Origin of the sequence: Marinobacter metalliresistant (genome assembly GCF_038098645.1) — a bacterium.
GTDB lineage: Bacteria > Pseudomonadota > Gammaproteobacteria > Pseudomonadales > Oleiphilaceae > Marinobacter > Marinobacter metalliresistant.
The window spans coordinates 3,800,690-3,814,555 of the sequence record NZ_CP101118.1; the positions used below are offsets into that span (position 1 = coordinate 3,800,690).

The 13,866-nt window shown below is 60.0% G+C and carries 11 protein-coding genes; all 11 read left to right on the top strand.

Annotation, left to right across the window (positions count from 1 at the left end):
- Window positions 1–12 precede the first annotated feature (12 nt).
- Genes NLK58_RS17760 through ftsA form a run of 11 tightly spaced genes read left to right on the top strand, consistent with a single transcriptional unit; the run spans window position 13 to window position 13,838 of the window.
- On the top strand, window positions 13–1,752 hold the full coding sequence (locus tag NLK58_RS17760; protein WP_341581401.1) for a penicillin-binding transpeptidase domain-containing protein: 1,740 nt from the start codon (window positions 13–15) through the stop codon (window positions 1,750–1,752).
- A 4-nt stretch (window positions 1,753–1,756) separates the two neighbouring features.
- Window positions 1,757–3,241 (top strand): UDP-N-acetylmuramoyl-L-alanyl-D-glutamate--2,6-diaminopimelate ligase, encoded by a 1,485-nt coding sequence (locus NLK58_RS17765; protein WP_341581402.1) that lies wholly within the window; start codon window positions 1,757–1,759, stop codon window positions 3,239–3,241.
- Complete coding sequence (gene murF / locus NLK58_RS17770; protein ID WP_117619623.1) at window positions 3,238–4,626, top strand: UDP-N-acetylmuramoyl-tripeptide--D-alanyl-D-alanine ligase; 1,389 nt, start codon at window positions 3,238–3,240, stop codon at window positions 4,624–4,626. Before NLK58_RS17765 ends, murF begins: the two co-directional genes overlap by 4 nt.
- Window positions 4,611–5,696: a phospho-N-acetylmuramoyl-pentapeptide-transferase gene (mraY, locus tag NLK58_RS17775; RefSeq protein ID WP_117619624.1), complete on the top strand. Its 1,086-nt coding sequence runs from the start codon at window positions 4,611–4,613 to the stop codon at window positions 5,694–5,696. Before murF ends, mraY begins: the two co-directional genes overlap by 16 nt.
- A 15-nt stretch (window positions 5,697–5,711) precedes the next feature.
- Complete coding sequence (murD, locus tag NLK58_RS17780; RefSeq protein WP_117619625.1) at window positions 5,712–7,052, top strand: UDP-N-acetylmuramoyl-L-alanine--D-glutamate ligase; 1,341 nt, start codon at window positions 5,712–5,714, stop codon at window positions 7,050–7,052.
- Window positions 7,052–8,251, top strand: coding sequence for a putative lipid II flippase FtsW (gene ftsW, locus NLK58_RS17785; RefSeq protein WP_117619626.1), 1,200 nt, complete (start codon window positions 7,052–7,054; stop codon window positions 8,249–8,251). The genes murD and ftsW overlap by 1 nt, the downstream gene beginning before the upstream one ends.
- Window positions 8,244–9,329, top strand: a complete 1,086-nt coding sequence (gene murG, locus NLK58_RS17790) for an undecaprenyldiphospho-muramoylpentapeptide beta-N-acetylglucosaminyltransferase (RefSeq protein ID WP_117619627.1) — start codon at window positions 8,244–8,246, stop codon at window positions 9,327–9,329. The genes ftsW and murG overlap by 8 nt, the downstream gene beginning before the upstream one ends.
- The gene (murC, locus tag NLK58_RS17795; protein ID WP_117619628.1) at window positions 9,322–10,767 is read left to right on the top strand and encodes a UDP-N-acetylmuramate--L-alanine ligase; all 1,446 of its coding nucleotides are present in this window, start codon (window positions 9,322–9,324) and stop codon (window positions 10,765–10,767) included. Before murG ends, murC begins: the two co-directional genes overlap by 8 nt.
- 1 nt (window position 10,768) lies before the next feature.
- Window positions 10,769–11,734 (top strand): D-alanine--D-alanine ligase, encoded by a 966-nt coding sequence (locus tag NLK58_RS17800; RefSeq protein ID WP_205422351.1) that lies wholly within the window; start codon window positions 10,769–10,771, stop codon window positions 11,732–11,734.
- Entirely contained in the window at window positions 11,727–12,566 is an 840-nt protein-coding gene (locus tag NLK58_RS17805; protein ID WP_117619630.1) for a cell division protein FtsQ/DivIB, read from the top strand. Before NLK58_RS17800 ends, NLK58_RS17805 begins: the two co-directional genes overlap by 8 nt.
- A gap of 36 nt (window positions 12,567–12,602) precedes the next feature.
- Window positions 12,603–13,838, top strand: coding sequence for a cell division protein FtsA (gene ftsA / locus NLK58_RS17810; protein ID WP_099619447.1), 1,236 nt, complete (start codon window positions 12,603–12,605; stop codon window positions 13,836–13,838).
- Window positions 13,839–13,866: the final 28 nt, after the last annotated feature.

A 13,866-nucleotide genomic window follows, 5' to 3' on the forward strand; every position in this document is an offset into this window, starting at 1 on the left:
AGGGTGATCGACGTGTCCGATCAGGGGAAGCAGACAACATGGGGGCAGCGTTTGGCGTCCGGGCTGGCAGCCTGGCGCTTTGGCTCCGTGCTGGGCGTCTTTCTCCTGGTTGTCGGGGTGCTGGGCTGGCGTCTGGTCGACCTGCATGTGGTCGACAACGAATTTCTGCGCAAGCAGGGGGATGTCCGGACCATGCGGGTTGAGGCCATCGACGCCCACCGAGGTGTTGTTACCGATCGATATGGTGAACCTCTGGCGGTCAGTACGCCGGTGCAGACCATCTGGGCCAACCCCTCCGAGACCGATCCCGCTGAGCCGCGTCTGACCAATCTTGCCCGGCTGCTCGACATCAGTGAAGCCTCCCTGCGTGAGCGGCTGAAGGAGTATTCCGGTCGTGAGTTCATCTACCTGCGCCGCAAGGTTCAGCCTGATCTCGCCAGACAGGCCCTGGCTCTGGATATTCAGGGTGTTTATGCGCGCCAGGAATACCGTCGTTACTACCCCGCAGGCGAAGTGACGGCTCACGTGGTCGGTTTTACGAATATCGACGAGCGTGGCCAGGAGGGTATCGAGCTGGCCTACAATCAATGGTTGTCCGGCGAATCCGGCCGCAAGCGGGTTCTCAAGGATAACCGGGGCAGGATTATCAAGGACCTGACGCTGATCAGGGACGCCCGCCCCGGTCGTGATCTCGCGCTCAGTATTGATCTGCGTCTTCAGTACCTGGCTTACCGTGAGCTAAAAGCCGTGGTAACCGCCCACAATGCCCGCGGCGGCACACTGGTCATGCTGGATGTCGATTCCGGTGAGGTTCTGGCAATGGTGAACCAGGGGTCTTACAACCCCAACGACCGCAGCCAGCTGGCAGCGGAAAACCTCAGAAACAAGGCCATCACTGATCTGTTTGAGCCCGGTTCAACCATGAAGCCGATCACCATGGCGGCAGCGCTGGAATCTGGTAAATATTCAGTCAATAGCACCATTGATACCAACCCGGGTTACCGGCGTTTTGGCCGTTTTACCATCCGCGATCATCGCAACTATGGCCTGCTGGGTGTGACTGACATTATTGTCAAATCCAGCAATGTGGGAATCAGCAAGATCGCTACCGATCTCGGCGGTGATGTTATCCGGGATCTGTATGCGCGAATGGGGCTCGGCCAGCCAACCGGGATCGGCTTTCCCGGGGAAGCCGTCGGTGTGCTGCCAGCGCCATCGAAGTGGCGGCCGGTGGAAGAGGCGACCCTGTCCTATGGTTACGGTATGAGCGTGAATGCTCTTCAGCTGGCACAGGCCTATATGGTGATTGCCAATGGTGGTGTGCATTACCCCCTGAGCCTTGTGAAGCGCGATGAAGAGCCCGAAGGCTATCGGGTGTTGTCCGAGCAGGTCAGTTATGAGGTCCGCAATATGCTCCGGCAGGTGGTTTCCCGTGGTACGGGAAAGCGGGCCCAGCCGGGATTCTATTCTGCCGGGGGCAAGACCGGAACGGTTCACCTGGTTGGCGATCAGGGCTATGAAGACAGTCAGTACAAAGCCATCTTTGCAGGTATCGCACCTATTGATAATCCGAGACTGGTTACGGTTGTGGCCGTTGATGCGCCGCAGTCCGGTGAATATTACGGCGGGGAAGTGGCAGCGCCGGTGTTCGCCAGGGTGATGAGTGACGCACTGCGACTACTGAATGTGAAGCCTGAACTGGACGTTGGGGAGGCAAAAACTGTTTCTCCAGCGCCCGGGGAGCGAGGGTAAGCCTATGTGCATCACATCTCTCAGCACTTTGTTGCAAGGAGTCATGGTGGTTCCGTCGGTCTTCGACGTAACTATCCATGGTCTGAAGACCGACAGCCGGGAGGTGGCCTCCGGCGACGCGTTTATTGCGCTGTCGGGGACCAGTACGCCCGCTGATTTTTATGTCGATGCGGCGATTAAAGCGGGTGCTACGGCTATCCTTCTGGAATCCGATCGGGCCGCCGAATGCTCGGAACGACATGGGGCCCTGGTGGTCCCGGTGGTCGGTCTTCGTGGTTTGGTCGGGAGGATTGCCGATCGGTTTTTCGAACATCCGTCGCAACGCCTGCGCCTGATTGGTGTCACCGGAACCAACGGCAAGACGTCGGTTTGCCAGTACGTTGCCCAGCTCCTTAAAGAGACGGGAACACCCTGCGGTGTCCTCGGCACCCTCGGTTATGGCATGCCCGGTGCACTGCATCCGGCGACCCATACCACGCCAGACGCGGTTCAGGTGAACCGGGTTCTGTCACGGATCCTGAAACAGAACGGTCGCGCAGCTGTCATGGAAGTCTCCTCCCATGCCCTGGACCAGGGGCGAATCGACAACCTCACCATGACCTGCGCCGTGTTTACCAACCTGACCCGGGATCATCTGGATTACCACGGGTCGATGGCGGCATACGGCGAGGCGAAGGCCTGCTTGTTTGAGCGTGAGGAGTTGCACTTCTCTGTCATCAACTTTGACGACCCTTTCGGCCGGCAGCTATTTGATCAGCTGGCGGGCAAATGTGATCGCGTCCGCTACAGTCTGCACGAAGCCCAGACAGAACTCTGGTTGCGCGAATTCCGGCCAACCGATGAGGGCTTTGAGGCGGAAGTGGATGGTGAGTGGGGCCGGTTTGCTATTTCCGTTCCCCTGATGGGCAGTTTCAATGCCAGTAATGTGCTGGCGGCCATGGCCACAGTCCTGACCCTCGGCGTTCCGGTCGAGCGGGTGCAGCAGGCCACTGCCCGCCTGACACCGCCGCCGGGAAGGCTTGAAAGGTTTGGTGGTGCCAGCGGCGTCAGGGTGGTGGTTGACTACGCCCACACACCGGATGCCCTTGCCAATGCCCTTGCGGCGCTGCGCCCCCATGTTGCCGGAGACCTGATTTGTGTGTTCGGATGCGGCGGCGACCGCGATGCTGGCAAGCGTCCGGAAATGGCGCGGGAGGCTGAAAAGCTGGCGGACCGCGTTGTGGTGACCGATGACAATCCGCGCAGCGAAGACCCCGCTGTCATTGTCCGCGACATTGTTGCCGGGTTTACGGATACGGAGAAGGTTGCGGTCATTCATGACAGGGCTGAGGCAATCCAGACGGCTATCCGCACGGCAACCCCGGATGACCTGGTGCTTATCGCCGGAAAAGGCCATGAGGCCTATCAGGAAATCGCCGGCCAGAAGTACCCCTTCAGCGATGCCGAGCACGTTCGTCACATCTTGAAGCTGAACGGGGGTGTGGCATGATGCGCGCCTTTTCACTGGCCGAGGCCCGAAGCTGGCTGGGTGCCGAGTGCGAGTCTGATGATCTGTCGTCAGTGGTGTTTGGTGGAGTCTCAACCGATACCCGCACTCTTGAACAGGGGCAGCTGTTCGTTGCTCTCCGGGGCGAGAATTTTGATGGCCACCGTTTTTTGCGGCAGGCCCGCGAGCAAGGAGCCGCTGCTCTGGTTGTCGATGTGCCGGACAGCACCGTGTCGTTACCCCAGCTCGTGGTAGCCGACACGCTCATGGCCCTGGCGCAGCTGGCGGCCGGGAATCGCGGAGAGAGTGAAGCCAGAATCCTCGCCATCACCGGCAGCAGTGGCAAGACGACCGTCAAGGAAATGTGTGCCGCGATTCTGTCGCAGATGGGACCAACACTGTCGACCCGGGGCAACCTGAACAACCACATCGGTGTGCCGCTGACGCTGTTCGGTCTCTCGCCGGAGCACCGTTTTGGCGTTATTGAGCTGGGAGCCAGTGGGCTGGGCGAAATCGCCCATACGGTTGCATTGGCAAAGCCCGGGGTTGCCATTCTGACCAACGCGGGTCAGGCCCATTTAGAGGGCTTTGGCAGCTACGACAATATTGTGCTGGCCAAAGGCGAAATTATCGATGGGGTTGATGCCGAGGGCCTGGTGGTGCTGAACCGGGATGATCCGGCCTTCAGCCAATGGCAGCAACGTGCGGGTGGTCGCCGGGTTGTCGGTGTCAGCCGGCTGGATGCGGCAGCGGACTACCACGCCGTGATTGAGAGTCATGACGACGGCACCAGAGCCATTCAGGTGCACGGCCCGGACAACTGGCGCTGCCGGGTTTCGCTGGCGCTTGAGGGTGATCACAACATCACCAACATGTTGCTGGCCATTGCCGCAACCCGGGAGCTGGGTGCCGACGACCGGGCCATTATCAGTGGGCTGGGGCAGGTTGCGCCGGTTAAGGGGCGGCTACAGGTGTTGAACCTGTCGCCGGAACTGACGTTGATTGATGACAGTTACAACGCCAACCCGGCTTCGATGAAAGCTGCTTTGGGTGTTCTGGGTCAGCGGGCAGGGCAGAAGATTGCAGTCCTGGGCGCGATGGCAGAGCTTGGCCCGGACGCACGGGCGCTACACCAGGACGTGGGAGAGTGCGCCAGGGAGCATGGCATTGACCGAATGATCACTGTGGGGCCTGGCTGTGAGGGGTACGCCGATGGGTTTGGTGAGGGCACAGAGCCGTGTCTGACCCATGACCAGGCAGTCGAATCTGTTGTCAGGGCAAAAAACACACCGTTGACAGTGTTGGTCAAGGGTTCTCGTAGTTCCGCCATGGATCGCGTGGTGGAGGGAATTAAAGAAAAGGTGAATAACTCATGCTGCTCTGGCTGACAGAGGTCCTGTCACAATATTTTTCGGCACTGACGGTGTTTCAGTACCTGACCCTGCGCGGAATTCTGGGAACACTCACGGCCCTGCTCATTTCACTGATCATCGGCCCGGTTATGATCCGTAAGCTGAGCCAGTACCAGATTGGCCAGGCGGTGCGGGACGACGGCCCGCAAACCCATCTCAGCAAGGCCGGTACGCCCACCATGGGTGGTGCGCTGATTCTGGTCGCCATCGGTGTCAGCACCCTGCTTTGGGCGGATCTGGGAAATCGTTATGTCTGGGTCACCATTCTGGTGACTCTTCTGTTTGGTGCCATCGGCTGGGTCGACGACTATCGCAAAGTGGTCGAGCGAAACCCGCGCGGCTTGCCGGCCCGCTGGAAGTACTTCTGGCAGTCGTTGATCGGTGCCACTGCGGCGATTGTGCTCTATTTCAGTTCTGCCTTGCCCCAGGAAACCTCCCTGTATGTGCCGTTCGTCAAGCAGGTTTCCCTGACCCTCGGGCCGGTGCTCTTCATCCTGTTGAGCTACTTCGTCATTGTCGGTAGCAGCAACGCTGTCAACCTTACAGACGGGCTGGATGGCCTTGCCATCATGCCCACGGTCATGGTGGCCGGCGCGCTTGGCATTTTTGCGTACCTGTCCGGCCATGCCCAGTTCGCCAATTATCTTCTGATTCCGCACCTGCCCGGAACCGGTGAACTCATTGTGTTCTGTGGTTCCCTGGTGGGCGCTGGCCTGGGATTTCTGTGGTTCAACACCTACCCGGCCCAGGTCTTCATGGGGGATGTTGGCGCGCTCGCCCTCGGTGCGGCTCTCGGGGTGGTTGCGGTTATTGTCCGGCAGGAAATTGTGCTCTTCATTATGGGTGGTGTCTTCGTTATGGAGACAATCTCAGTGATCCTGCAGGTTGCCTCGTTCCGTCTGACCGGGCGCAGAATCTTCCGCATGGCCCCCCTGCATCATCACTTTGAATTGAAAGGCTGGCCAGAGCCCCGGGTTATTGTCCGGTTCTGGGTCATCACAGTCGTTCTGGTCCTGATTGGCATTGCCAGTCTGAAACTGAGATAGGAAAACGCTGCTGCTATGAGTGTCATTGTTTCGGATCGCCGCACACTGGTCGTAGGGCTCGGTAAAACCGGGCTCTCCTGCGTGCGCTATCTGTCTGAACAAGGGCGGGACATAGCGGTTGCAGACACCCGCACGGCGCCTCCCGGTCTGGATGAGCTCAGAGCAGGCTGGCCGGATACTCCGGTGCATCTCGGGCCTTTCGACCGCGACCTGTTTGCAGGTTTCAACGAATTGGTGGTGAGCCCGGGCATCAGTATTGCGGAGCCAGCGATCGCGGGTGCTGCGAAGCAGGGCGCACGCATCCGGGGCGACATTGACCTGTTCGCCGAGGCGGCGGATGCCCCCATCGTTGCAATCACCGGCTCCAACGGCAAAACCACGGTGACCACCCTGTTGGGTGAAATGGCCAGAGCGGCCGGTCGCAAGGTGGCCGTGGGGGGCAATATCGGTACTCCGGCCCTGAACCTGTTAAACCAGGGCGCAGACCTGTACGTGCTCGAGTTGTCCAGTTTCCAGCTGGAGACCACGGAAGAGCTGAACGCCCTTGCGGCCACGGTACTGAACGTCAGTGACGATCACATGGACCGCTACCCGGACAGGATGGCCTATTTCCAGGCCAAACAGCGGATTTACCGGGGCTGCAGGAATGCCATTGTCAATCTGGACGATGCCCTCAGTACACCGATGGCGCGGGACAACCTCAGGTTCCTGTGTTTTGGTTTTCACAGGGTAAACCCGGAAACCTTTAGTACCCGGGATGACGACCAGGGCACCTGGATTACTTTTGGTTTCGACAACCTGATCCTCGCCAGTGAACTCAGGCTGCTCGGGCGCCACAATATCAGCAATGTCATGGCGGCCCTGGCACTGGGACACGCTACGGGACTGCCGATGGACGTGATGCTGAAGGTGGCCCGGGAGTTTCCGGGCCTGCCGCACAGGTGCGAATTTGTTCGCCGGTTTAACAGCGTGGATTTCATAAACGATTCCAAGGGCACGAATGTCGGTGCAACGGTGGCGGCCATCGAGAGCCTGGCTCCAGAGAATGGCAAGGTTGTGCTGATTGCCGGCGGTGATGGAAAGGGCGCCGATTTCACCGCGCTGGAGGCACCCATTGCCCTGCACTGCCGGGCGGTGGTGCTGATCGGTCGCGATGCCCCGGCCATTGCTGATGTTCTTGGCAGTGGTGTTCCGGTTTATCAGTCGGAGAGTCTGGCAGACGCGGTCTCCAGGTCTGCGGAACTGGCGTACCCGGGGGACCGGGTGTTGCTGTCCCCGGCCTGTGCCAGCTTTGATATGTTCCGCGATTACCTGGACCGTGGTGATCAGTTCCGTTCACTGGTGGAGGGCCTGTGATGAACGCAGATCTTTCATTGCCAGACCGGAACCAGTGGCTTGGAGAAATCCAGCCGCTGGCCATGCTGGTGATCAGTTCCGTGGCGCTGATGGTCGTAGGGGTTGTGATGATTTCGTCAGCATCCATGGATATGGCCGCTGAAACCCTGGGTAACAGCTATCACTACGTGATTCGCCAACTGATGTTTGCCGGCCTTGGTTTTCTTGCGGCACTGGTGGCCGTCAATGTGCCTGTGGCCTGGTGGGAACGCAGTGGCTGGTTGCTTCTGGGTATCGGTCTTCTGGTGCTCGTTCTGGTCCTTACACCCCTCGGACGAACCGTGAACGGCTCGACCCGATGGATTCCTTTTGGCCTGTTTAATGTCCAGGTATCGGAAGTGGCCAAGCTATGCCTGATAGCGTACCTGGCCGGCTACGTTGTCCGGCGCCGTGAGGAGTTGCTCAATACCTGGGCCGGCTTCCTGAAACCCTTGGTGGTTCTGGGGCTCGCATCGGTTCTTCTGGTTATTCAGCCAGACTTTGGTGCCACGGTGGTGCTGGTCACGGCCGCGGCGGGAATGATCTTCCTGAGCGGTGTGCGGCTGAGTCGGTTTGTGCCGTTGATCGGCACGTTGGTGGTGTTGGGTGCCATTCTCATCGTCACCCAGCCGTACCGCCTGAAGCGGGTCGTCAGTTATCTCGACCCCTGGAAAGACCAGTTCGACAGCGGCTACCAGCTGACCCAGTCGCTGATTGCCTTTGGTCGTGGAGACTGGGGCGGTGTCGGCCTGGGCAATTCCATCCAGAAGCTGTTTTACCTGCCAGAGGCTCATACCGATTTCATCTTCGCGATTATTGCCGAGGAGTTCGGGCTCCTGGGTTCGCTGCTTGTGCTCAGTCTGTTCACACTGCTGGTGATTACCGGCTTCGTGATCGCCCGCCGGGCCGAGAATGCGGGCATGCCTTTTGCCGCCTGCTTTGCTTACGGCCTGACTTTGCTGGTTGGCCTGCAGGCCGGTATCAACATGGCGGTCAGTACCGGTCTGCTGCCCACCAAGGGACTGACCCTGCCGCTGGTCAGCTATGGCGGCTCCAGCCTGATAATCACCTGCGTCAGCATCGGCATTCTGGCCAGGGTTGAAATGGAGCGTCTCGATCAGGAAAAGCTGGCCCGTGAAAAGGCCGGTCCGAAAAAGCGGGGGGGTGCGGTTTATGACTGACCAGCGCCGCTTTCTGATGATGGCTGGCGGTACCGGTGGGCATGTTTTCCCGGCTCTGGCCACGGCACGTGCCCTTGAAGCCCGCGGTCACCAGGTCTACTGGCTTGGCGCCAGCGGCGGTATGGAGCAGAGGCTGATCGGTGAGACCGATATTCCGCTTTCGCTGATTCATATTTCCGGTTTGCGGGGTAAGGGCAGACTTGCGCTGGTGCTCGCACCGTTCCGCCTGATGCGGGCTCTCGGTGAGGCATTCACCGTCCTGCGCCAGATTCGTCCGGATTGTGTGGTCGGCATGGGCGGTTTTGTCACCGGGCCCGGTGGTGTGGCCGCCTGGCTGACCCGGACCCCGCTGGTGATACACGAACAGAATGCCATTGCGGGAATGACCAACCGGATTCTGGTGAGGTTTGCGGAAACCGTGCTCGAAGCCTTCCCCGGAAGCTTTGGACCGAAAGTCGTCACCCGGTGCACCGGCAATCCGGTCCGGGAGGATCTGGCGACGTTACCCGCACCAGAGCAGCGGTTGGCGGGCCGGGAGGGTCCTCTCAGGTTGCTGGTGATTGGCGGCAGTCTTGGTGCCCAGGTGTTCAACCAGCAGTTGCCGGAGGCACTGGCCCTGCTGCCAGAAACACAACGACCGGTTGTTCGCCACCAGTGTGGTGAACGCCATGCTGAGGTTGCCCGGGCGGCTTATGAAAAACACGGGGTTGAGGCGAGCGTCGAACCGTTTATCAAGGACATGGCAGATGCCTACCAATGGGCCGATCTGGTTCTGTGCCGCTCCGGCGCGCTGACCGTCTCCGAGCTCTGTGCCGCGGGCATCGGCGCTGTGTTGGTGCCGTTTCCCCATGCAGTGGACGATCACCAGACCAAAAACGGTGAGCAAATGGTGGCCGAGAAGGCCGCCATATTGATCCCGCAATCAAAGATGACCCCGGTCGTACTGGCAGAAACCCTGGGTGATTTATCCCGGGACCGCAGCCGGGTAACCGATATGGCGAAGGCTGCCAGAACATTGGCCCGCCCTGATGCAACGGAGAGAGTCGTGAATTACTGTCTGGAGGCCGCTAATGGCTGATGCAAACAATCCGCCCCTGGTCTATCAGGTGCCTGAAATGCGCCGGATCCGCCACATCCATTTCGTGGGTATTGGTGGTGCCGGTATGAGTGGCATAGCCGAGGTGCTCAAAAACCAGGGGTATGACGTCTCCGGCTCGGATCTGAAAGAAGGCCCGGTTACCGGTCGCCTGAAAGCCATGGGCGTCGAGGTTCAGATCGGTCATAGGGAAGAAAACAGTGCCAGCGCAGATGTCGTGGTGGTTTCGTCTGCTGTGGCTTCTGACAATCCGGAAGTCACAGCCGCCCGCAACCGGCGTGTTCCTATTGTGCCCAGGGCCGAAATGCTGGCTGAGATCATGCGTTACCGGCACGGGATCGCTGTGGCTGGTACCCATGGTAAAACCACCACAACCAGTCTGATCGCATCGGTTCTGGGTGAGGCCGGGCTGGATCCGACTTTCGTGATCGGCGGCAAGCTGAACAGTGCCGGCACCAATGCCCAGCTCGGTGGGTCCCGCTATCTGGTGGCGGAGGCTGACGAAAGCGATGCGTCGTTCCTGCATCTGACGCCGGTCATTTCGGTGGTTACCAACATCGAAGCGGACCACATGGATACCTATGGCGGCGATGTTGAAAAGCTGAAGCAGACCTTCGTCGATTTCCTTCATAACCTGCCGTTTTATGGCGTGGCGGTGATGTGCGTAGACGACGCTTATGTCCAGGAAATCATTCCCCGGATATCGAGGGCGATCATTACCTATGGCATCGACAACCCGGAGGCGGATTACCGGGCCGAGAACATCACCTCCGATGGCTTGCGGACCCACTTTGTGGTGAAGCGCCCGGCCGGCCGGAGCGATCTGACGGTGGAACTGAAAATGCCCGGTCGTCACAACGTGGCGAACGCGCTGGCGGCGATTGCCGTGGCGACCGATGAAGGTGTCGCGGATGAGGCGATTGGCCGTGGTCTGGCCGGATTTGCCGGTGTCGGACGCCGGTTCCAGGTGTACGGCGACTACAAGACGCCCAAAGGCACAATCACCCTGGTGGATGATTATGGTCACCACCCCACTGAGGTTGAGGCGGTTATCCGTGCCGCCCACGATGCCTGGCCGGATCGACGTCTGGTGATGGTGTACCAGCCGCACCGATATAGCAGGACCCGTGATCTTTACGAAGATTTCGTCCGCGTGTTGTCGGAGGTGGACAGTTTGCTGCTGATGGATGTCTATTCTGCCGGCGAGCCTGCGATCCCGGGGGCTGATGGCCGCGCCCTGTGCCGCAGCATTCGCCAGAGAGGGCAGGTAGAGCCGGTGTTCGTTGAGGATAACCGGGAGATTGAATCCCTGCTGGCCAATGTGCTGCAGGATGGCGACCTGTTGATAACCCAGGGCGCCGGGGATATTGGTGGAGTGGCTTCGCGGTTGGCGGCCGCGGGAGTGATCACAGGTGAGTGAGATGCATCATGCGGAACCACAGGCCTATCAGGCCGACCCCGACCTCGTGCGGGCTCTCGGACGCGTGGCCGTTTTTATGGGCGGTGATTCCGCAGAGCGGGAGGTATCCCTGAAAAGCGGAAAGGCGGTTCTGGCGGCACTGGTGTCGGCCGGCGTGGATGCCTACGCAGTGGATGTCCGGGGCTGCCTGTTGAGAACCGTGGACAGCCCGGAGTTTGACCGGGTGTTCATTGCCCTGCATGGCCGTGGCGGTGAGGACGGTACGCTTCAGGCCATCCTGTCTCAGGCGGGTATTCCCTACACCGGTAGCGAAATGCTGGCCTCGGCCCTGGCCATGGACAAGTTGAGAACCAAGTACGTGTTCGAGGGCTGCGGTCTGCCGACTCCGAAATTCCGGACCATGTCCGATGTTGCCCAGGCCGACCAGATCATTGGCGAATTGCGGGCTCCGTTGAGTGTGAAGCCTTCCCGGGAAGGTTCCAGCATCGGTATCCGTAAGGTTTACACCGCAGCCGAGCTGGCCGAAGCCTACGAAGCGGCTGCGGCGCTGGACAGTCTGGTATTGGTGGAAGAGTGGATTGAAGGGCCGGAGTTTACTGTCAGTCTGCTGCAGGACCAGGCGCTTCCGGCGATCGGGCTGAGCACGGACCACGTGTTCTACGACTACGACGCCAAGTACCTGGCGGACGACACCCGCTACCGGATTCCCTGCGGTCTGGCACCTGAGGATGAAGTGCGGCTTCAGCACCTGGCACTGGATGCGTTCCGGGTTGTCGGCTGCCGGACCTGGGGCCGGGTTGACATCATGCAGGACAGCGACGGCAAGTTCTGGCTGCTGGAAGTCAATACCGTGCCGGGAATGACTGATCACAGTCTCGTACCTATGGCGGCCAAGGCGGCGGGCATCAGCTTTGAAGAGCTGGTGGTAAGGATTCTCAGGGACACACTGGAGGTCGCCGATGCTTGAGACACTGCTGATCCGGAGCCGGGCTACACCGTCCGAGCCCCCGCGGCGCCGGGGGGCAACCTCCCTCGGGACTGAGCGGGACCGGTTTGGCGTGTTGAGAGGTGTTCTGGCAGCGGTGCCCTGGCTTCAGGTGGGTATGGGCGCGGTGATTGTTCTGCTTGCCGCTCTGGTGCCCTGGGGAACCGGCAAGGTATTGGGCGCCATGGATCAGCAGATCCTGGCGGTGGATGTGAAAGGGGATTTTATCGGCGATAGCCGGATTGCAATCGAGCGTGCGGCCGGCAACTGGATTGGCAAGAGCTATTTCGCCACGGATCTGTCCGACATCAAGGCCAGCCTGGAGCGTCGGCCCTGGGTTGAATCCGCTGCCGTGCAGCGGGTCTGGCCAGATCGCCTGGTGATTGATATCCGGGAAAAGAAGCCGTTGGCCTACTGGACCGACGGGCGCCTGGTAAGCCGGACCGGTGAACTGTTTGCGCCATCCAACCCGGAAGTGGCGGGCAGGTTACCCCGGCTGGCGGGACCGGATGAACGGGTGCGTGATGTGATCGACATGGCGCGGACCATGAGCGAAAAGCTGGTTGCCCGGGGACTGGGTTTTGCGGGTTTGTCCCTGGAACATCGGGGCGCCTGGACCCTGCAGCTGGCCAACGGCATCGAAGTGGTGCTTGGTCGGGATCAGGTGAAACAGCGATTTGAACGGTTTATCACGGTTTATGAAAACCGGCTGGCGGCACGGTCGGACGAAGTCAGTCGGGTGGATGCCCGTTACACCAATGGTGTGGCGGTCAAGTGGAAGGCTGCTGTGGCAGCTTCCGGCCCAAAATCATAGCAACGGTTAATACAGACCTACGGTTTGGTGGAACACATGTCATCGGTTGAAACGGAAAACATGATTGTCGGCCTCGACATCGGAACTTCGAAAGTGGTTGCGATTGTCGGCAAGCGCAAGATGGACGGCACCATCGAAGTGGTGGGCATTGGCTCGCATCCTTCCAGGGGTCTCAAGCGCGGGGTGGTGGTAAACATTGAAACCACTGTCCAGGCGATTCAGCGCGCCGTGGAAGAGGCAGAGTTGATGGCAGGGTGTCGCATTCATTCGGTATACGCAGGTATCGCCGGTAGCCACATCAAGAGCCTGAACTCCCACGGGATTGTTGCCATCCGTGACCGGGAAGTCACCCAGGCCGATATCGACCGGGTAATTGATGCCGCCCAGGCGGTTGCGATTCCGGCAGATCAGAAGATCCTGCACATTCTGCCCCAGGAATTTGTGATTGACAGTCAGGAAGGCATCAAGGAGCCGATGGGCATGTCCGGTGTGCGGCTGGAGGCGAAGGTTCATCTGGTGACCTGCGCGGTTAACGCCGCCCAGAATATCGAGAAATGCGTGAAGCGCTGTGGCCTTGAGGTGGATGACATCATCCTGGAGCAGCTGGCGTCCAGTCACGCCATTCTCACCGAAGATGAAAAGGAACTGGGCGTCTGTGTGGTGGACATCGGTGGCGGAACCACCGACATCGCCGTGTTCACCGGTGGTGCGATTCGTCATACCGCGGTGATCCCGATCGCCGGCGATCAGGTGACCAACGATATCGCCATGGCACTGCGGACACCGACCCAGAATGCCGAAGAAATCAAGATCAAGTATGCCTGCGCGCTGACCCAACTGGCCGGCGCCGATGAAACCATCAAGGTGCCCAGCGTCGGGGATCGCGCTCCGCGGGATCTCTCGCGGCAGGCTCTGGCCGAGGTCGTGGAGCCCCGTTACGAGGAGCTGTTCACACTGGTGCAGTCCGAATTGCGCCGGTCCGGGTTCGAGGACCTGATTCCGGCGGGCATCGTGATTACCGGCGGTTCTTCCACCATGGAAGGCGTGGTGGAGCTGGCCGAAGAGATCTTCCACATGCCGGTAAGGCTGGCCTGTCCGCAGGCAGTCTCCGGCATGACGGAAGTGGTCAACAATCCGATCTACGCCACCGGCGTGGGGTTGTTGATTCATGGTTTCCGCCAGATGGATCTGGGGCGGACGCCGGTGCTCAAGGGTGAAGATGCACCCTCGCTGTTTGAGCGCATGAAAGCCTGGTTCACCGGTCATTTCTGACGGCGCCGGGTGGCAGTACACGAAGGTA

What these genes read in the sequence shown, in the direction of transcription:
- NLK58_RS17765 (WP_341581402.1), top strand. Translation starts at nt 1,757, where the DNA reads ATGTGCATCACATCTCTCAGCACTTTGTTGCAAGGAGTCATGGTGGTT.
- murF (WP_117619623.1), top strand. Translation starts at nt 3,238, where the DNA reads ATGATGCGCGCCTTTTCACTGGCCGAGGCCCGAAGCTGGCTGGGTGCC.
- mraY (WP_117619624.1), top strand. Translation starts at nt 4,611, where the DNA reads ATGCTGCTCTGGCTGACAGAGGTCCTGTCACAATATTTTTCGGCACTG.
- murD (WP_117619625.1), top strand. Translation starts at nt 5,712, where the DNA reads ATGAGTGTCATTGTTTCGGATCGCCGCACACTGGTCGTAGGGCTCGGT.
- ftsW (WP_117619626.1), top strand. Translation starts at nt 7,052, where the DNA reads ATGAACGCAGATCTTTCATTGCCAGACCGGAACCAGTGGCTTGGAGAA.
- murG (WP_117619627.1), top strand. Translation starts at nt 8,244, where the DNA reads ATGACTGACCAGCGCCGCTTTCTGATGATGGCTGGCGGTACCGGTGGG.
- murC (WP_117619628.1), top strand. Translation starts at nt 9,322, where the DNA reads ATGGCTGATGCAAACAATCCGCCCCTGGTCTATCAGGTGCCTGAAATG.
- NLK58_RS17800 (WP_205422351.1), top strand. Translation starts at nt 10,769, where the DNA reads ATGCATCATGCGGAACCACAGGCCTATCAGGCCGACCCCGACCTCGTG.
- NLK58_RS17805 (WP_117619630.1), top strand. Translation starts at nt 11,727, where the DNA reads ATGCTTGAGACACTGCTGATCCGGAGCCGGGCTACACCGTCCGAGCCC.
- ftsA (WP_099619447.1), top strand. Translation starts at nt 12,603, where the DNA reads ATGTCATCGGTTGAAACGGAAAACATGATTGTCGGCCTCGACATCGGA.